General features: G+C 51.2%; 19 protein-coding genes and 1 pseudogene. 13 read left to right on the plus strand and 7 right to left on the minus strand.

Annotation, left to right across the window (positions count from 1 at the left end; translation table 11 throughout):
* The first annotated feature begins 98 nt into the window (after positions 1-98).
* The gene (locus ACGYLY_RS26255) at positions 99-1634 is read left to right on the plus strand and encodes a SagB family peptide dehydrogenase (RefSeq protein WP_395285796.1); all 1536 of its coding nucleotides are present in this window, start codon (positions 99-101) and stop codon (positions 1632-1634) included.
* A gap of 208 nt (positions 1635-1842) precedes the next feature.
* Positions 1843-2871 carry a DNA repair and recombination protein RadA gene (gene radA / locus ACGYLY_RS26260; RefSeq protein WP_395285795.1) on the plus strand — a complete coding sequence of 343 codons (1029 nt, stop codon included), beginning with the start codon at positions 1843-1845 and terminating at the stop codon, positions 2869-2871.
* Positions 2872-3570: 699 nt separating this feature from the next.
* On the opposite strand, the gene ACGYLY_RS26265 is transcribed toward radA, so the two are convergent.
* The gene (locus ACGYLY_RS26265) at positions 3571-5061 is read right to left on the minus strand and encodes a trehalose-6-phosphate synthase (RefSeq protein WP_395285794.1); all 1491 of its coding nucleotides are present in this window, start codon (positions 5059-5061) and stop codon (positions 3571-3573) included.
* 277 nt (positions 5062-5338) lie between these two features.
* Here ACGYLY_RS26265 and ACGYLY_RS26270 point away from each other — a divergent pair, with 277 nt between their 5' ends.
* From ACGYLY_RS26270 to ACGYLY_RS26285, 4 genes are all read left to right on the plus strand, one after another.
* A complete protein-coding gene (locus ACGYLY_RS26270; protein ID WP_395285793.1) occupies positions 5339-5899 on the plus strand; it encodes an ABC transporter substrate-binding protein in 561 nt (186 codons plus the stop codon).
* 193 nt (positions 5900-6092) lie between these two features.
* Positions 6093-6776 carry a helix-turn-helix domain-containing protein gene (locus tag ACGYLY_RS26275; protein WP_395285792.1) on the plus strand — a complete coding sequence of 228 codons (684 nt, stop codon included), beginning with the start codon at positions 6093-6095 and terminating at the stop codon, positions 6774-6776.
* A gap of 32 nt (positions 6777-6808) precedes the next feature.
* Positions 6809-7570 (plus strand): SDR family oxidoreductase, encoded by a 762-nt coding sequence (locus ACGYLY_RS26280; protein WP_395285791.1) that lies wholly within the window; start codon positions 6809-6811, stop codon positions 7568-7570.
* Positions 7571-7689: 119 nt separating this feature from the next.
* A complete protein-coding gene (locus ACGYLY_RS26285; protein WP_395285790.1) occupies positions 7690-7932 on the plus strand; it encodes an SWIM zinc finger family protein in 243 nt (80 codons plus the stop codon).
* Between the two features lie 248 nt (positions 7933-8180).
* Here the strand turns inward: ACGYLY_RS26285 and ACGYLY_RS26290 are convergent, their stop codons facing one another.
* Both ACGYLY_RS26290 and ACGYLY_RS26295 read right to left on the minus strand, forming a co-directional pair.
* On the minus strand, positions 8181-8861 hold the full coding sequence (locus ACGYLY_RS26290) for a helix-turn-helix domain-containing protein (RefSeq protein ID WP_395285789.1): 681 nt from the start codon (positions 8859-8861) through the stop codon (positions 8181-8183).
* A 92-nt stretch (positions 8862-8953) separates the two neighbouring features.
* Entirely contained in the window at positions 8954-9613 is a 660-nt protein-coding gene (locus ACGYLY_RS26295; RefSeq protein WP_395285788.1) for a DUF5828 family protein, read from the minus strand.
* Positions 9614-9868: 255 nt separating this feature from the next.
* Between ACGYLY_RS26295 and ACGYLY_RS26300 the strand changes: the two genes are divergently transcribed.
* On the plus strand, positions 9869-10321 hold the full coding sequence (locus ACGYLY_RS26300; RefSeq protein WP_395285787.1) for a universal stress protein: 453 nt from the start codon (positions 9869-9871) through the stop codon (positions 10319-10321).
* 197 nt (positions 10322-10518) lie between these two features.
* Positions 10519-10905: an SWIM zinc finger family protein gene (locus tag ACGYLY_RS26305; RefSeq protein ID WP_395285786.1), complete on the plus strand. Its 387-nt coding sequence runs from the start codon at positions 10519-10521 to the stop codon at positions 10903-10905.
* Positions 10906-11020: 115 nt separating this feature from the next.
* On the opposite strand, the gene ACGYLY_RS26310 is transcribed toward ACGYLY_RS26305, so the two are convergent.
* Both ACGYLY_RS26310 and ACGYLY_RS26315 read right to left on the minus strand, forming a co-directional pair.
* On the minus strand, positions 11021-11419 hold the full coding sequence (locus tag ACGYLY_RS26310) for a PIN domain-containing protein (protein ID WP_395285785.1): 399 nt from the start codon (positions 11417-11419) through the stop codon (positions 11021-11023).
* Positions 11416-11661 (minus strand): antitoxin VapB family protein, encoded by a 246-nt coding sequence (locus tag ACGYLY_RS26315; RefSeq protein WP_395285784.1) that lies wholly within the window; start codon positions 11659-11661, stop codon positions 11416-11418. Before ACGYLY_RS26315 ends, ACGYLY_RS26310 begins: the two co-directional genes overlap by 4 nt.
* Before the next feature lie 301 nt (positions 11662-11962).
* Between ACGYLY_RS26315 and ACGYLY_RS26320 the strand changes: the two genes are divergently transcribed.
* Positions 11963-13156, plus strand: a complete 1194-nt coding sequence (locus ACGYLY_RS26320; RefSeq protein WP_395285783.1) for an anion permease — start codon at positions 11963-11965, stop codon at positions 13154-13156.
* A 118-nt stretch (positions 13157-13274) separates the two neighbouring features.
* Here ACGYLY_RS26320 and ACGYLY_RS26325 read toward each other — a convergent pair whose 3' ends face one another.
* A complete protein-coding gene (locus ACGYLY_RS26325) occupies positions 13275-15089 on the minus strand; it encodes a formate/nitrite transporter family protein (RefSeq protein WP_395285782.1) in 1815 nt (604 codons plus the stop codon).
* Between the two features lie 269 nt (positions 15090-15358).
* Positions 15359-15970, minus strand: a complete 612-nt coding sequence (locus ACGYLY_RS26330; RefSeq protein ID WP_395285781.1) for a hypothetical protein — start codon at positions 15968-15970, stop codon at positions 15359-15361.
* Between the two features lie 164 nt (positions 15971-16134).
* On the opposite strand from ACGYLY_RS26330, the gene ACGYLY_RS26335 reads away from it, so the two are divergent.
* The 4 genes and pseudogenes from ACGYLY_RS26335 to ACGYLY_RS26350 all read left to right on the plus strand — a co-directional run bounded on the left by ACGYLY_RS26335 (position 16135) and on the right by ACGYLY_RS26350 (position 17933).
* The gene (locus tag ACGYLY_RS26335) at positions 16135-16395 is read left to right on the plus strand and encodes a hypothetical protein (protein ID WP_395285780.1); all 261 of its coding nucleotides are present in this window, start codon (positions 16135-16137) and stop codon (positions 16393-16395) included.
* 15 nt (positions 16396-16410) lie between these two features.
* Positions 16411-16677, plus strand: a pseudogene (locus ACGYLY_RS26340) (SprT-like domain-containing protein); the annotation flags it as partial.
* Positions 16678-16875: 198 nt separating this feature from the next.
* A complete protein-coding gene (locus tag ACGYLY_RS26345; protein WP_395285779.1) occupies positions 16876-17409 on the plus strand; it encodes a helix-turn-helix domain-containing protein in 534 nt (177 codons plus the stop codon).
* 257 nt (positions 17410-17666) lie between these two features.
* Positions 17667-17933, plus strand: a complete 267-nt coding sequence (locus tag ACGYLY_RS26350) for a hypothetical protein (protein WP_395285778.1) — start codon at positions 17667-17669, stop codon at positions 17931-17933.
* Positions 17934-18777: the final 844 nt, after the last annotated feature.

Here is an 18777-nt window from a genome sequence, read left to right on the forward strand (position 1 = left end):
TGAATACAGATCACGTGCTTAATGACGTTGTGTACCGATTCGTGAGGTTCGCAAAACCAACCCAAACTGTTTGTTAATGACCCTCGTCTGATTGTCCGATGGTCGACGCACGAGAATATCACGAGCGAACGAACCACTCTCTCGAGAGTATCCAGGGCGATACGTTCTCGCTAAACTACGCGAACAAGCCACGTCCCTACAAAGTGTACAAGAGGTTGCCACAGCGTTCACTCCCAGAACCGACACGCTCGCCGAACGAACCTGCCTTATCGACAATCGCTACATCGGCCGATACTCCCCGTGATAGCGCTCAATCCTCGCTTGATGCCCAAGCTGTCCACACACTCTGTCACTACGCAACGGGGATCACGAAAGAACTGCAGAGACAGGGTCAACGGATGCGGTTTCGGGCAGCCTCTTGTACGGGAAAGCTCTATCACGTCGACCTCTATGCTGTCACAGGTGACATCGACGGGCTTGCCCCTGGCGTCTATCACTTCGATCCCCATACTGAATCGTTCGACGTGCTTCGTGAGGGCGATTTTCGAGGCGTCCTCGCTCGAACAACGAGCAATCACGCGGCAGTCTCTAATGCCCCCATTACGTTCGTTGCCACCTCCGAATGGTGGCGCAACGCCTGGAAATACCGTGAGCGAACCTATCGCCACGCGTTCTGGGACTCGGGCACCATCCTTGCTAATCTATTGGCAGTCGCCCACGGAAATGGTCATCAGGCGTCAGTTATCACTGGATTCGCGGACGACCTGGTCGCACAACTCCTCGGTATCGATCCTACAGACGAAGCTCCGCTCGAACTCGTCCCTATCGGGAGCGGTGACCCTGCTCCAGATTCCTCCCCCGTCACAACCATCAACCCCGAAGAGACGCCACTCTCACAGGATCCCGTCGAGTATCCGCTGGTGGCCGACGCTTGGGAGCAGAGTACGTTAGGAAACGGCGAAGCAGTGGAGGCGTGGCGCGACCGCGTTCAGGACATGTCCAAGGATGCGTTCGGACGCCATGACTCGGGTGATGGCGGACTGATTTCCCTCGATCCAGTCGATTCCGAGACGGCATCGAGTCGTCCGGTGTGGTCTACCATCGAACGTCGGGGCTCACTCCGAGAGTACAGCCACGACTCGATAAGTTCGCGGCAGTTCGCGACGATTCTTGACCGCGCGCTTCGTGGGATACCCACGGACTGTTTCGATAGTGAGCGTATTGACGGATTGGTCGATTGTTACTGTCTTGTTCACGCTGTCGATAACATTCCATCTGGTGCGTATCAGTATCATCCGGGCGCACAAACTCTCGAACGACTGAGCGATATCAACCGACGAACCGCAGGGCATCTCGCGCTCGACCAGCCAGTCGTTGGGGACGCTGCGGTGAACGTGTATCTTATGGCGGATATCGACTCTATCGTCGAGACTGCCGGGAACCGAGGGTATCGAGTGGCCCAGCTAGAAGGCGGCATCGGGTTAGGGCGGTTGTATCTCGCGACCTATGCACACCGTGCACTCGGTGGTCGTGGGTTCACCTTCTATGACAACCTCGTGACTGATTTCTTCTCTCCTCGAGCGGCGAATCAAACGCCGATGACGCTGTTTGCGTTTGGAAAATCGACACAGTAGTACGACTATACGGCGGAAAGGTGCTGTGACGAGATCACCATACTATCGAAGACAGCTACAGCAAGTGATCTCGATTTTCTCGAATATAACAGATAAATATCAAAAGTCAGGTGTCTCTAAACAGGCACTAAATCCACTCTCACGTTCATTTTCACTTCCACTCTCCTGTCAACGAGGGTTTATGCGAATGCGTGTTCATTGGTCACATATGGCAGCAGAGCTCAACCAGCTACCAGGAGTTGGTCTCACAACCGCCGATAAACTTCTTGAGGCTGGTTTCAATTCCTATGAAGCACTAGCCGTTGCGAGCCCTGGCGAGCTCACTAACACCGCAGATATTGGTGAACGCACTGCCAATGAAATCATTCAGGCAGCACGGAAGGCCGCCAACATTGGCGACTTCGAAACTGGAATCGCGGTGCGTCGACAGCGTGACCAAATCGGAAAACTCAGCTTACTGATTGATACGGTTGACACACTGCTCGGCGGGGGTATCGAAACCCAGTCAATCACCGAATTTTACGGTGAGTTTGGCTCCGGTAAGTCACAGATTACGCATCAACTATGTGTAAACGTCCAGCTTCCCGAGGACAACGGGGGTCTCCATGGCCGCGCGATTTTCATTGACACCGAAGACACGTTTCGTCCGGATCGTATCGACGATATGGTGCGAGGGTTACCCGACGAAGTCATCCACGCTATGATGCTCGATCGAGGCATTGAGGGAGACGTTGCCGACGAAGCTGCACTTGCTGAGTTAGTTAATCACGTTTTGGATCGAATTCACGTCGCAAAAGGGTTCAATTCAGCTCACCAGATCCTCCTCTCGGAAAAGGCACGGGTACTCGCAACCGAGTATGCCGATACTGACTGGCCAGTTCGATTGATATGTGTGGATTCACTAACCGCTCACTTTCGAGCCGAGTACATTGGTCGCGGAAAACTAGCTGAACGTCAACAGAAACTCAACAAGCATCTGCACGACCTGATCCAATTCGCAAATCTACACAACGCAGTAATCGTTGTGACAAACCAGGTATCGTCTAATCCGGACTCGTTCTTCGGCGATCCGACACAGCCGATTGGTGGACACATTCTTGGACATAGCAGTACCGTTCGTATCTATATCCGTAAATCGAAGGGGGACAAGCGCATTCTCCGGTTAGTTGATGCACCGAACCTTCCAGATGGCGAAGCAGTGATCCGAATCGTCGGGTCGGGATTGAAATCCGAATAGCATGGCCAACTATAGGCCCTTTACCTACTCGCAAGTACCGTGGACCGCCGAATCGATCGCCCACAGTTCGGTCCATGTGCGATTACACCACGCCGGAAGACCAGTCAAATATGGATGAAAATCCCTGCGTGAGTTCCCACACTACACTTCTGTCTCGATTCTCACCTTGGAATACGCGGTCCCACAAGGGATTTAGTAGCGGAACAAAGTTTTAGCTCCATGAATCGCGATAACGGTCTCTCCCGACGCAAGCAGCTTCTCATCGCCGGATCTGCATGTATTGCTGGCGGTATTCAGGTTTTCCGCGTTGTTCGAGGAGAGGGTGGATTTCTGGTCATTGTTTCGATACTCTCTTTTTTCGTCGTGCTCGTACTCGCTGGGTGGCAACTCTATACTCGGCCAACTAACTCCGACCCAAGTCGACTGTGATTCCTTGGAATGCTATTCTCATGTGCGAGGACTGCAGCGGTCAAATCGCCCGCGATCGTTGTTCAAAGACAGTCCTGTTGTAACCCTGTGCAAGTATGTGCTCCCGTCCCCAGGAATGGAGCGGACTCTGTTAGTCTGTTTCATCGACTACTGACTACCGCGATCAGAACTTACTTCACTGCGCTTGGTGCGCTCCAAAATTGGTGCAAAAGGAAGGATTTCAGGTATATTCTTTTCTCTCGTGGACGGCAGCAGCAACTCATCAATTGGCTACTGAAGATCACGAGCGGTCTCGAAGACCGTCGCCATCCACGCGGAGAGGTCGTTCGCCTGAACGCGGTGGCGAAGCGTCTCCATTCGGTCACGTCGCTCTCTCTCGTTCATTGTTAGAGCGGTCGTGATAGCAGTCGCAAAGGTATCTGTCTCGTGCGGGTTGATAGTGACCGCTTGGTCACCGAGTTCTTCATGCGCACCGGTTTGGTTACTTAACACGAGAACACCGGGATCACCGGTCTGGGCAGCGATGTATTCCTTAGCGACGAGGTTCATGCCATCACGAACTGCACTGACGAGCAATGCGTCGCTATGGCGGTACAATCCCGCGAGTTCCTCCTCGGTCATCCAGTCTTCAATATAAACTACCGGCTGCCAGTCGTCAGTCTCGAATCGGTCGTTAATGCGATTAACCGCGTCCTCAACGTCCTGCTGGAGATCCTGATAATCCGGGATAAGTGACCGACTCTCGTTAGCCTTCTGGACGTATGTGAACTCTTCACGCCAGTCCGGGTTCGTTGTCCACAGCCGCTCTAAGGCGTTGAGCCGGTCAACGATGCCTTTCGTGTAATCGAGTCGGTCAACTCCCGCCACGACACGAGTATTTGGTGCAATGCCGTGGTCTTGCTGGAACGACGGCCAAAATGTCTCGTTGAGATGCTCACTCGTTGCTTGTATGTCTTCGGCGTCGATGCCTAGCGGAAACGCACGAACGGTCGTGGTCCGGCCGTCGTAGCGTACCTGTCCGTCCTCGCGGTCGACAAACGCATCGTCCAGACATCGATCTACGCATGTGAGAAAGTTTTCACAATAGCGTTCAATATGAAACCCTAACAAGTCGTTCCCCAAGAGACCATCGAGCAGCTCCCGTTGCTGCGGGCAGGCTTGGAACGTTTCCCAACTCGGCCATGGAATGTGCCAGAAGTGCATGATGAATGCGGAGTCATCAGCCCTTCGGAGTTGTCGCGGTGCGAGCGCGAAGTGGTAATCCTGGAACCAGACAAGTGAGTCACTCGTTGTGTACTCGGCCACTGCCGATGCAAATCGCTCGTTGATCTGTTGATAGCGTACCCAATGGCGGTTCTCGTACTCGGGTTTCCAGACACCGCCATGACAGAGAGGCCAAAGCGTTTGATTGCTGTAGCCGTAGTAGTAGCCATTAACCTCCTCCTCGGAGAGCCAGATGCGTTTGAGGGTATACGTTTCCTCGTCTGGCGGCAGCCGAATCGTCCCATCATCAGCTGTGACTTCGGCGTCCGCTTCACCATCACCCCATGCGACCCAGGTCCCATCGGTTTGCTGCATCACTGGATCTATCGCAGCCGTAAGTCCGCCGGCTGGCCGGTCAACCTCGATGCGGCCATCCTCTCCATATCGGTGTTGGTACGGCTGGCGATTAGAGACAACGATGAGATTTTTTTTGAGAATCGATGCTGGATTCCGCTGGCTCCGAGTAGCATCGTCTCCATCAGTTAGGGCGTGGACCATTGTTCTTCAGGAGTGCTTTTGCCTACTTCTCTGTAGTCAAAAATAGTCTCTGGGGCCGCTTGTACCTCACTGGAAATTCAGTCAAATTGAATGACAGGATGTGCGTCGAATACAGTAATCCCTGTCGACTACAAGACGTCGTCCGAGTAGTAGGTTAAACTCGATTTGTTTCTACATTTCATCCATCAACTAACTCGAATTGTACTCACTATTTCTAATTTATAGTATAGTTCCGGTATGCAAAAATTATTCATTACCCAGGCTCCTTCTCCTGTTCATGGCAGAAATTGACAAACATGGTCCGTTCTCCCGACGCACATATTTGAAAACCATCGGGATCGGCGGTATAGGTGTTGCACTCGCTGGATGTACCGACAGTAAGTCTTCTAACGAGGATGGATCTAGCGGGAAAACCAAGGACAAGGATACGTTCGTTGTTGGGATGAGTAGCAAGGCCTCCACGTTGGACGTGCAAAAGGCTACCCGACGCCCCGAATCGACGATTCTGTCGGCAATCCATGAAACCCTCTTTGTACTCGATGAGGACAAGAAACCGGTGCCACATCTGGCAACAGAGTACAGCAAAAATAAGGACGCCACACAATTCACGTTTCAATTGGAAGACGGCGTCACATTCCATAACGGAGAGAAATTCACGGCCGACGTAGCGAAATGGAGCTACGAACGATTTCTCGAAAACTCACCGAACTCCTATCTCATTGGTCCGGTGGATTCGATCGAGGCACCGAAGAAAACCAAGCTCACGATCAAATTCAAAGAGTCGTTTCCACTCCTTCCGAGAAACTTCCTAACTTCTCGTCATAAAAGAAACTGCTGAACTAACCGCCGTTCTAGCTTTTTGTCTCTCAACTCCTCTATAGGTTAGTTTGTCAGCTTGAAGTCCTGTGGCCCACTCGTCTTCCTCATCGAGGATTTCGTGGGCACGGAAGCATGTATCAACTGGCGATAGCGTACTGCTGCTGTTCGTACTACCTTGACAGTTTATTTACTAGCGGTACCGAAGGGAGGTGATGGCAATCTCGACAAAGTTTCTGCTAATTTCACCGTTACTTCCACTTACCGGTGTCGTCCAGTCACTACGGAGTAACGAAATCGAGTGCGTCCATGGACTCCATCTCAAAAAGGGCGTAAGGATTTTCATCGCCAGGTTCGACAGCGAAGACTCGGTATCCGAAGACGACCTTACTGCTCATGACGAAATACTGGATGCGACGCTACTCGGCACTACGGTCGACAAACACATCTATAAACTCGCTGTTGACATCCCGACGACACTCTCAGAGATATTCAATCCCAGGCAGTTCGACGGAGGACCGTTGGAGCCGTTGGTAGTCACGCCCGACGGTTGGAAGGAAAACAAACTCTTCAAAGATTACGATATCTTCAATGACTTTCGAACACGCTGCGTACAACGAGATATCTCGGTCGAACTGATTTCGATTACCCAAACTGGCACTATCTTCACCGATGACTCACAGTACGGTCTAACTGACCGACAACATGAGGCACTGACGCTTGCGTTGTCCCGTGGCTACTACAAAAGTCCGCGCCAAATCTCGACTGCCGAACTTGCTAAAGAGTTAGAGATCAGTTCAACTTCGGTCTCCGAGTTGCTCCGACGAGGCGAATCACAACTTCTCACCAATACGCTTGGTGGCCAATCTGACTTAAAGACCCGTACCAATCAGCATTGAAGCCAAGCGACTCACGGCCCTCATTCTACTCGATGTCGACAGAGTCATTCGGTATCCTCGATGGACAGGTAGCGATCGTCACCGGTGCGTCGTCCGGAAGCGGCGCGGCAACTGCCAAGGCGCTGGCCGAGCAGGGTGCAAACGTCGTTCTTGCTGCTCGCCGCGAATCCGAATTGAAGACAGTAGCCAAGGAAATCGAAACAACAGGGGCAACTGCTATTGTCATCCCAACGGACATGACCGATGAGGCGGATATCGATACCCTTGTCCAATCGGTACGAGAACGATTCGAAACGATCGATATTCTCGTGAATAACGCCGGTATCGCGTTGATCGAACCCGTCGAACGTGCCCACCGTAGCAACGTCCGTCAGATGATTGAGGTCAACCTTCTCGGGGTGATGAATCTCACCACTGCTGTCCTGCCAGTTATGCAAGAGCAAGACGCTGGCCACATCGTTACCGTCTCATCAACCGCCGGTCGTACCGCATCCGCTAACATGTCGGGATACAACGCGTCGAAGTTCGGTGTCAACGGGTTTACCGAGGCACTTCGGCAAGAAGTCACGACGCAAGGAATTCGAACGACCTTGATCGAACCCGGTGCGGTTGATACCGAATTCAGTAGTCACATCCCAGATAACGAAGTTCGGTCTGCTATCGAAGACCGCCTGTTCACCTCGATTAAACCGCTTCAACCGGAGGACATTGCTCGCTCAATTGTCTTTGCCGTTACCCAACCCCAACACGTTAGCGTTAACGAAATACTCATCCGACCAACTGATCAACAGTAACTACCGAGTGACAAACCGACTGAATACGCCGGAATTGGCTCTATCATTAGATGAAATAGCTTAGATCAACTGAACACGGCTAGGTCGATCCGTCATGCATGGCACCTTTTGAAATTTAGATGGCTAATAACGTCGTCACGGTGGACGATCTGATGGCGTGCACATGCCCGCATCATGTCCATCACAATGCCTTCTGCAAACACATGGCCGCCGTCGAAACCGCAACCGACGACGGGACGCTTGACCCCTTCCACCCAGAGGACGACAACGGGACCGAACCGGAAGACTGCGATTGTGAGGGCCTCACCGGGTTCCCGTGCTGGCCGTGTGTGAGAACGGGGCGGAAGGAACTACCGAACTAACTCCTGCTTCCGTTTTTTATCCATGATTCGCCTATTGACGTTCTCGAATTTAACTGGCTAGCGAACGCTGACGACAGTACCGATACAACGACCGATGATGCCTCCGAAACACCAACGGTCCTGATCGACTGAGTGCGAACACACGCGGCGAATTTCGCTGCTGAACTCTTCTTGAACTTGTCGCTGGGAGTTGGAAGAGACGGCGACAATACTTTCGAAACCTCGCCTTTCGAGAGAGGTGTGAGTGATCAAGATTTATTCCCTTCGCCTTCTGCACCGCGCCCAACCATGATTGCATTTTTGATCAAATTCTTATGTGCGCGATGAAGCCGTTCGGAGAGTGCCTGTGGAGAGATCTCGAGTTCCTTTGCAAGTTCATCCATTGTTATCGCCTGAGGTATCTCAAAATAGCCGTTCTCAAATGCCGTTTCAAGGGTTTCTTGCTGTTGGTCAGTGAGTCCAAATCGTCCTTGTTCTCCCTCATCTAATCGATACATCCGCTTGATATCGAACGTGAGGTCGTTGTCTGTACAATACTGATTTGTCCTTGATATTGCACCGCGTTCTGGAAAGAGTGCGCGGAGATGCCATGTTCCTTCGCGTCCAAACGCTGCTAAAATGGTGCCCTCCTCTTCGACGATAATCTGGACAAGCGTTTGAATGGAGTCAACCCAATTCATCTGATACAACCATTCGTCATCGAGATCAACGAGGAGTTCGACGTTTGCCGTACTCGGATCGTTTTCTAGTGTTGTTTGAATTAGTTCACTATCCGTTTTGTCTGCACTCACCCAGACAAACGGCATGAGTTGATCGGGATCATGTGCGACAATTCGTTCGACCTCGAATTCCAAATCATCAAGTTCAGTAATCGTCTTTTGGAGTGCGAATTCGTTCGATGGGACTTCGGCCTCTACAACGACTCCCATAGAGAATCATAGATTTCTCATCGAGATAATAAGAGCGCTTCAGTGAACACCGAGATAACAATATTTTATCAATCCGATTTTTATCACTGTTCTTATTTATCTTCAGTGACGGACTCGATACCTTCGGAGACCGTAATTTGTTCGATATTCTTTTCGGTCTCGATTCTCCACCGGTCAATGTCGTCTTCATATGTTGCAAGCCGGTCACTCACCCGTTGCTTAAGATCGTCGTCGTTGACATTCACTTCAAAACGATACTTCGGCCTCCCAGATTGAATTCTATCTAAGTTCGCGCTGATGAGTGGATTATCGAAATAACAAGGAGAGACTTTTGTCATGATATGTTTATATACCGTACTTTCGACTGCACGAAGGCTCTTTCTCGCTGTCGAGTCGACTGCACGAGTCGCGTGCTCCACCGCATCTTGTCCTTCTTCAGTAGCATCTTCTATATCTCCCTCTGCAAGCTCTGAAATCGAATCACCGATATTTTCACCAGCGGTACCGAGATCATCGGCGGGTGTTTTCCCTGCTTTCTCACCATCTCCTTCGTCTGTACTCGCCTGCTCGGCAGTTTTCTCGTTGATCTCTTCACAAAACCGTTCTTCTGCTTTCGGTCGCCATTCGTTCCACTCGTCGAGATTTGGGTCATCAATCCCCTCCTCTTCTAACGCCGCCGTGATACGTTCTCCATGCTCGACGGTCGTGACCCATCCGCCTTCTTCTTTAAACCCTGAGACGCTTTCTTCCATGGTGAGAAGTCCTACGTGTTGAGAACAGCTATCCCTCATCCTGGTATTTCCCAGCCGTTTATAAGTGGGGTCGGAGTCACTCGGAATCAACAACTGACATTGTATCCCTGAAGTATCATTAACAAGATGAGCGATCATATCTAATGAACTCCTCATCGTTCGAAAACAGTACAGCTTATAATCAGATAGGGGTGTGACAATCAAACATTCTCATCGAAATGACTATGCTAATGAAGCACGTACATACTACCTATTATGTTCTCCGCGCTCCTCTTACCAATTGATGGCAGCGACACCGCACAGAATGCAATTCCCTACGCATTAGAGCTAGCCGAGCAATACAATGCAGCTCTTCACACTATTTCCGTTGTCGACACCGACGAATCAGATCTCGATGAGAAGCGTGCAGCGATGTATGAAGAGTTCAAAATAGAATCCAAACAAATGGTCGAAGACATTGTTGAGCAAGCCAAACATCGTGACATTCGAACCACAACTGGATCAATTGCAGAGGGCAAACCACACCGAGCGATTTTGCAATACGCCGCCGACCAGGATATCGATTTGATCGTGATGGGAACACATGGGCGAAGCGGATTTCGACGGGCACTTCGGCGCAGCGTTACTGAGAAAGTCATTCGACGTGCTGAAGCTCCAGTACTCGCAATCCGGCTAATCGACTCGGAGAAAGAATCAGTTTCTCCATGAAACATCCACCGTGTCTAAATAGGTCTGGCAACAGTCTATATGGCACACCGAGACACAACAAAATCGCTGGAATGTCGCTGTACACGGTGTAAGTACAATGATGACGGCACCTGTGGGTTATCAGGAGAGGCTCCTCATCGATACAAATGGCGAATGTAATATGATGGAGATGGGCTTTGGTGGCGACAAAGGCCCGTATGGAGACTGATCTGACCGCAAACCCTGAAATTATCGAGACGGCACCAAAACGCGCACAGGCCGACCAATTTACCTTCAATGTCGATGTCCCCGGACTCGCTGAAGCCACCAATGAGAGCCACGAGAACCCCGCAGACCACCAGTACACCGTCTCCATCGATGACGTGACTGAGAAACTGATGGCCTGCACGTGTCCGCATTACGTCCACCGCAACGCCTACTGCAAACACATGGCCGCCGTCGAAACCGCAACCGACGATGGGACGCTTGAGGCATTCCCGTCCGAGGACGACGATGCCAAGTCAGAGGACTGCGACTGTGACGGCCTCGGTGACTTCCCGTGCTGGCCATGCGTAAGAACAGGACGAACAGAACTGCCGAACTAACCACCGCTTCAGTTCTTTTTTATCCATGTCCGTTAATTGGCGTTCTCGGATATCGCCGACTAGCGAACGCTCACCGAAGGTGTAAATGCAGCGACTAACGACCTTCACAAGAGACTTATCGGTACTCTTCGATGTCAATCACTTTCTGTGTCTCTTCATGAGTCAAGTCACCGTCTCCAGAAACTACTGGTGCATCGAGTTCACGACCAACCGCAGCAATAAGAGCATCAGGTCCGTCAAGATACGGGCCACCGGGTGCTATCTCGTCTGCAATTTTCCCTGCGGCAATCGCTATCCGCTCGTCGATAACATATACTTCCCCCCAGGCGAGATCAGCACGCACACCGTCGACATCACCATTCGGAAGGTTGCCCGCTCCTACAAGCACCTCGGCATACGCAACAAGAGGAATGATCCACTGCTCATCCGCACCACCCGCTTCCTCGTAGAACGTCTTGGTAGACGCAACTCCTGCAAGGTAGTCGATTAGAAACGATGTGTCGAGAACCTTCACGCGTCGCCTCTACCAAGTCGTTGCATCCGTGCCTTTCGCTTCTCTTTGCCCTGTTTGCGACCCTCACGGACGCGTTCAGCCTCTTCGTCCGACCAGCGACCAAATCCATCACCGAAATCACCGCTGTTGTCGCCGAGCATACGCTCAAGAACGTCGTTGAAGCTCTCTCCCTCTCGTTTCCGGCGTTCTAATTCCCGCTTTACTGTATCGCTAACGCGAATCTGATCGTTTGCGATGCCCATCGTACGTTGACATTCGTGTTGACACTACTTCGTCTTTGTGTTTGTAGGATCCGATCCAGATACATTTACGACGATACCCCCGAGACACTGACGGCCCTCCTCGACCGAGCATAACAACACGCAACGAACGTCGCCGCTGAACACTTCCCGATCTGCCGGTCGAAACGATCGACTGGGAAATTTCACACCGAGCCCAACGACAGGCGGGCGTCACGATTTTCAGTCCAAAAGAGTACCCATGAAAAAGAGATATGGCTGACACAAACCTAATGCTCTTCATTGCCGTCTAGATGTGCTACAGATGGTAGACTTCGGGCAATTGTTGATTCTCATCATCGCGGCCGGTGCAAGCTTCGTTATGGCTTGGACGATCGGCGCCGGCTCGTCAGGATCGACCCCCTTTGCTCCAGCAGTCGGAGCTAACGCTCTTTCGGTAATGCGGGCTGCGTTTTTTGTCGGGATTTTTGGACTCCTTGGTGCGGTACTCCAAGGTGCAAATGTCGCAGACGCGGTCGGTACCGATCTCGTTGGTGGTCTCTCGCTCACTGCCTCAGCAGCAACAGTCCTCCTGTTGCTTGCTGCTAGTCTTGTGGTAATCGGGATCTTCACGGGCTACCCTATTGCAACAGCGTTTACTGTGACCGGAGCAGTGATCGGCGTTGGGCTTGGGCTAGGTGGAACTCCTGTGTGGCCAGCATATATCGAGATTGCTACGTTGTGGGTGCTCATTCCCTTTGTTGGTGGTGGAGTAGCATATATCACAGCACGCGCACTTCGGAACGAGAACCTCCCCGAACGCTACAGTATTCCAGTTCTTGGTGGAATCGTCGGCCTTGTTCTCGCTAATATTCCCTTTACTCTTCTCGGAACCTCTCCAAGTGGTGCGTCGATCGCCATGGTCGTTGCAATGGAAACTCCATTGCCCCTTCTCGTCGGAGAAGTCCTTGTTTCATTGGTCATTGCGATACTTTCCGGACTCCTACTTCTTTGGGATCTCCATTCTGATATCGAAGGTGCGCTGCAGCACTTCCTCTTGGCACTTGGCGGACTAGTCGCTTTTTCAGCGGGAGGTAGCCAAGTTGGTCTCGCTGTGGGTCCGTTGATTGCAGCATTCAACGATACCTCACTTTCGTTTACAGTACCGCTGGTAGTATTGCTTCTATTCGGTGGAGTTGGACTTTTGGTTGGCTCGTGGATGGGTGCACCGAGGATGATCAAAGCGATTGCACAGGATTACTCCTCACTCGGTCCTCGACGGTCGATTGCTGCACTGATTCCATCGTTTGCAATCGCCCAAGCTGCTGTCTTATTTGGAATCCCTGTATCATTTAACGAAGTCATTGTGAGTGCAGTTGTTGGAAGTGGGTTCGTAGCAGGTGGAGCAGGCATGAGTACGCAGAAGATGCTTTATACAGTGATCGCGTGGGTTGGGTCACTTGTCCTTGCAATCGGTGTTGGATATGGTGTGATGTGGATTATTCAAATGCTGTCCTAATATCGGTTGATCAGTAATTGGCGTATCTTGATTAAGAATATAGAATGGTGATCCCTTCTCAATCGTAACCGAGTCTACTGGATTCTATGAGGTATATTTTTCGAACGAGAGCCAACATTCATTTTCTACCGAATAATCGTTTGATGATTGTTCGATGGCTTGGTCGCTCTGCTAGCAACATGGAACAATCGACTTCATTGAGAACGTCATGGTGTAACGTATTTCTCACGAGCCGCGAAAGTAGTCCTTCCTCTGTTGCTCCGACGATCACTAATGTATTGTCATTTGATTCCCGTTTTATCGCCTTGCCAACATCCCCAGTATCGTCTATGACGAGAGAAGCAGTGTCCAATTCGTGTTCTGTTGCCCAGTCAGAGAGAAACTGTTCACCGGAGTCACGTTCGTTGGGCCCATCCACAACGTGTAACAGGGTCACTGTGGATCCGAGAGCAGACATGAGATCCCGTGCTACTTCCGCACCTAGTTTCGAATTAGGACCACCTGCAGTAGGTAACAAAATCCTCGAAGCGTCCAGCTCCTGGCCCTTTAATACGAGAAAATCACATGGAAGATGTTTCGTTAATTCGTCGATCGGCTTTTCTGCGCGTGCCTCCCCCCATAGTCGATCTGTATCCCATCCCATCACGACAAGATTTGCGTGCTCACGTTCGGCAGTATCAAATACTTCCTGAAATGAACGATGAGAAACGACTGTAGACGTCTTGCAGGAAATATCATAAGAGTCAACAGTATCACGAACACCTTCCATCTGTGCATCAGATTCAGCAATAATACGGTCTTGCTGATCATGATCGTAGCTCATCGAGGCACGGAGGGGTGTTTGAACGATATGGACCACATGGATCACCACAGACTCCCATCGACTAGCGAGAGTACTTGCTAGATTTACCACTTCTAATTCGGTACGAGGATTCTCGATTGGGACCAAAATCCGGTAAGAATCATTATTGGATGCAGTCGTTTCACTAGTGTCAATCATAGATACATACGACCGTCCAACGAGATCTCCGAGAAACCACTCTCGAATCGAAAGCTGACGATCGATGCCTTCGAATCGAGCTGCTTCGAGTCGACGTTCGCTCGTTTGGAAGTAGTTGACCACGGTTACCAATACAACACCCCCTACTGTATTGCCGAGTAGAACTGGAATCACGAACTGAGTGAGTCCAATAGTGATTCCAATATCTCCTGCCAGCACTAAGTAGGTCATTTCAGTGAAAGAGACGACAACGTGAAAAAGGCCGCCTAATGGGATCGCAAGGAACGCTAAATACACAACCACTAACCGTGAAATCGTATCACGAGAGGCGTAGACTACCCAAACAACTCCAGCGACTATTAACCCAGCAAAAACCGCTTTAAAAAACAACGATGATGGTGGCGTCTTGATCCCGTTTTCGGCGTGGTGGAGAGCCGCGGCTGTTGCCTCGGGAGAAAAGACACCACCCCACGTGAGTGCGATTGCTCCGATGGCACCTCCTGCAAAGTTACCGGATAGTACGATAAGCCAGTGACGTAATAGAGCTGGAATACTTGCTAGTCGTTCGATCGTCAAAGCGACTGGCGGGAGTGTGTTTTCGGTATATAGCTGATACCCACCGAGTATGATGTAAATGAATCCAAGTGGATACAGTAGTGCACTAAAGAGTGGATTACCGCCCATCGTAGCAGTCATTGACGAATAGAGAAGAAACGTGATTGTTATCGCAAATCCTCCTGCGAGAGCACCGAAGAATAATTCACGAGAGCTTGACGTTATTTCCTCATCTGCTGCGGCAATAATCCGTTGAAAGATTTCGTCTGAAGAAAAACGATCTCGAACCACTGATCCAACTGCAGGAGCACCACTTCGAGAACTTTCAACGGCATCACGAACAGTCTCTCGGTCCAAGTCCGAATCCGAGTCTGACATCATCATCTATATTGTCCGCAAAGCTATACGAATTGTGCTCTATTACTGGCCATCTGCGACGGTTGTTGTCCTGAGTACCTTCCGTGGGATGTACAGAACGAGGCCCCTTGCTCTTCCCTTTACGCACGATTGTGAACTGGAAGACGATTAGATGACCCGGTTCGTCGCTACCCCGACACAATCCTCTGGCGGGAGGCGTAATCGGCACACAAGTGGACTGGCCCCCTTTATTTCATAATAAGAAACTTTCCAGTTGCACTCTTCGTGGTTCACTGTCCTTCTGCATTTGACCGTCCCTCGAGTTGCTCAACGACCTCACTCGCAAACGATTGTAACTCCTCATCAGACATCTCTTCAATCGAATCTGAGGATAGTTTCTTGTCTTCAATTTCCTCTGTGCCATGATCCTCATCTTCCACTTCCTCCTCGGTTTCTTTCGACTGCTCGTCTTCATCAGCTACGCCGAAATTCGTGCCAAGTAGCTTGTTGATGACTTTGTAGACAATGTTTGGTAGTATGCTTTTACCAGGTAGGACATCAGAGATCGATGGCGGTTTAAAATGCTGTAAGACGTTTTTGAGGCGCTCAAATGGCCCTTTATCCAATAATTTGGTCAGTGCCGAAAGTAGGTTTCCCAGCAATCGGCTAGGTCCAGGAATCGCGGTGATAGAAAGCTCGACTTCGTCGAGATCTATCTCGAGCCCGAGAAGGTCGAGAAAGAGTCCCTTCAAATCAAGGTAGAGAACATTTGACTCTTCGGTGTTCGAGTCCTCTCTTTCTGCAGATTCATCTTCGCTCTCCCCTCCGTCAGTTCGGAGACGAGATGCCTTCAGAACCCGCTGGTCTTTTTCTCCAGTTTGTGGTCGTCTATTCCCCCTCATCCCATCTATCTATACAACCGCTTCGAATATATACGCCGGGATTGGTCCATGGGGTGAAAAATAGCGTTTGAAATCTGGTTAAGATATATTTCGGGGATTACTAAGCCATCTACGCGAGCAAGGTTCACATCGCTAACTCTGGCTAACAGGCACCGCTCTCAGAGATGACCAACCAGCGAACGCTGACGGAAAGCGCAAGCACTGTGACCGACGATACACCCGAGACACCGACGGCCCTCCTCGACCGAGCACAACAGCATGCAATGAATGTGACCACCGAGTATTTCCCTGACCTGCCGGTCGAAACAATCGACTGGGTGATTTCACATCGAGCCCAACGACAGGCAGGCGTCACGAAGTACGACCCTGTAACAGAGGAGATCACGATTGCGCTGACCTGGATGGCTTACCAACAACACGGATAGGAGCAATTCAGTTCTACCGTCCGCCACGAACTCATCCACGCATGGCAGTATCACAAGTTCGGCGACGCGGACCACGGGCGAACGTTCACCCGTTGGACGGACGATCTCGATACTGCCCAGCACTGCGAACGCTTCACTACGCCCAAGTGGCGGCTCGCCTGCGAGGACTGCAGCGGACGGATTGCCCGGTATCGTCGGTCGAAGACGGTGCGAAACCCAGAGCAATACAGTTGTGGTGAGTGCGGCGGTGCAATTCGCGTTGAGCAGGGCGACAGCCACTAACCAATTCTCGTTTGAGTAATTCTCGCGATAAGCAGTAAATACGAGGAAGATTCTCACGGCCCGCTGCTTTCTGCCTGAGTTCTTGCTATCGCCCCTCGTTCATAGAAGAGCCTGCGTTGGTTAGTAGTTCATACTAACTCTCTGTAACACACCCCAAGCAGAAGAGCTATTACGAATTATGCATAATTCATAACTACGATGGCACAGTCTGCTGCCTCCACCGATTCGATACCAATTGCGCAACTCCAAACAGTCGTCGAACTACTGGAGAATCCGACACTGGCACAAATCTACACCTATGCACTCCGTTCTGACGGCGCTACTGTCGCGGACTTCGTCACTGAACTCGACGTTCCACAGGGAACCGCCTACGACTACGTGCGAACACTCGAAGGTGCAGGACTACTGACGAAGCGAGAAGACAACCGCCCTTACGAATTCGAAGCCGAACCGCTCTCGATCACACTCACGACAGACGGCGAGACGCGAACCATCACGGACGAACTCGTGGACGCCGCCGCACAACGCACAGAAAACGAGGATATCGACGTCTACATTGACCGTCATGGTATCGATGGTCTCGCAACTGCCCTAGAGTATGCTCGTGAGTTCGTGGATGGCACCGTCAATCACCGAATCATGGCCCGTGAACTGGATCTGTCGCCACTCGAAGCAGAAATCATCTTGCAGGCCCTTGAACCGGTCATCCGTGCCCACTCCGACGACGAATGACGACGTACATCGCAGACACGGGTGTATTCGTCCGGTGTGGTGGCCCGGACAACGAGAAGTATCAACGGCTTCGCCGCGCTGTCCGACAAGCAGGAATCTCGCTGCTCGTTCCTCGTCGAGTATATGAAGAACTCGGTGGTGATCCTGACGACGAAGCCTATCCATCAAGCAACAGTCGTTGACAAGAGGGGGTTGACGAAGGATGGATCCAAATTGCGGATGAACTCGATTACACTAATTCACAAGTTTCGCGGGTGATGGATACGGCTCGACGGTTTATTGCGAACGACACGGACCGACCTGAGGATACAATCGAAAAGACGGATACTGCACTTATTGGCCTCGCAGCACAGCTCTTCGACACCGGACAAGCAAGCTCCGTTGTCTTGCTAACCACGGACAAACCAGCAGGATGGGCTGCAGAATCACTGCTTCCCAGCCATGGATTCACAAACGACGTTGAATATCGGTATGCCAGTGTCGAGTTTCTCGAGACGGTAACTGCCGCGGAGTTCGACGACTAAGGAATAGATCATCTACCAAGTGGACAGTCGGCCAGCAGAAACAGAGAATCCATCCTGACGTCAACCACCCCGTCTTTCAAGTGAAAACCAATATCACAGACAACCAGCATCAGTCAGCTTGACAGTCCACTATTACCACACCACATTTCCGGAGTAACTCACCAGTACACTATAGATAGGGGCACTCTCCTTCCACAATCACTTTCACTCTCACAGACAGTCCCATTGACCCATACCAATGACAGTCCAGGGGCTGATTCACGGAAGACAGTCCGTTGGCCGCAACCAGTCCACTTCAAACTCGCTGTAGCACGTTGGACAGTCTCCCCGGTTGTCATGGATATGACCATCACCCGCTAGTGCCAGGATGACAGTCCCACGGGCTGTAAGACTCCCAACGTCTATTCTGCTGGTCGGAAACGGACAGTCTAGAGTTAGTATAAAGCAACGCTGGGTTAGCTGCGCTCATCTCTCGTAGAAAGTCTCGCAGTGCTTGACTGCTAATCACTCGTTCATTGAAACCTCGGTGTCTCCTCTAGTGGAACCCCCACTAATGCACCCGTGTTGGCACCCAAATCTGCGTGAAGACAGTGGGCACCCCAATCAGTACTACCACTGGCACCCCACTATCGCCGCTCATCGGATTTCATCAGCTTGTCCGGGGAGAGGGACTGTCAGAACTCGTCGCTCTTGATGACTGTCCTGTGCTATCTCACAGCCGTTGTGTCTCGTACCTCGTCACTCGGTGTTTGGGTGGACCGCTCCTCGAGGTCTTCTCGTCCTAGTGGCTGTCACCCTCTCGTAACGCTGCCCCATCCTTGCTGTCGGTACTGTCGCCTAGCTT

It is taken from the genome of Haladaptatus sp. CMAA 1909 (assembly GCF_043952005.1).
Lineage (GTDB): Archaea > Halobacteriota > Halobacteria > Halobacteriales > Haladaptataceae > Haladaptatus.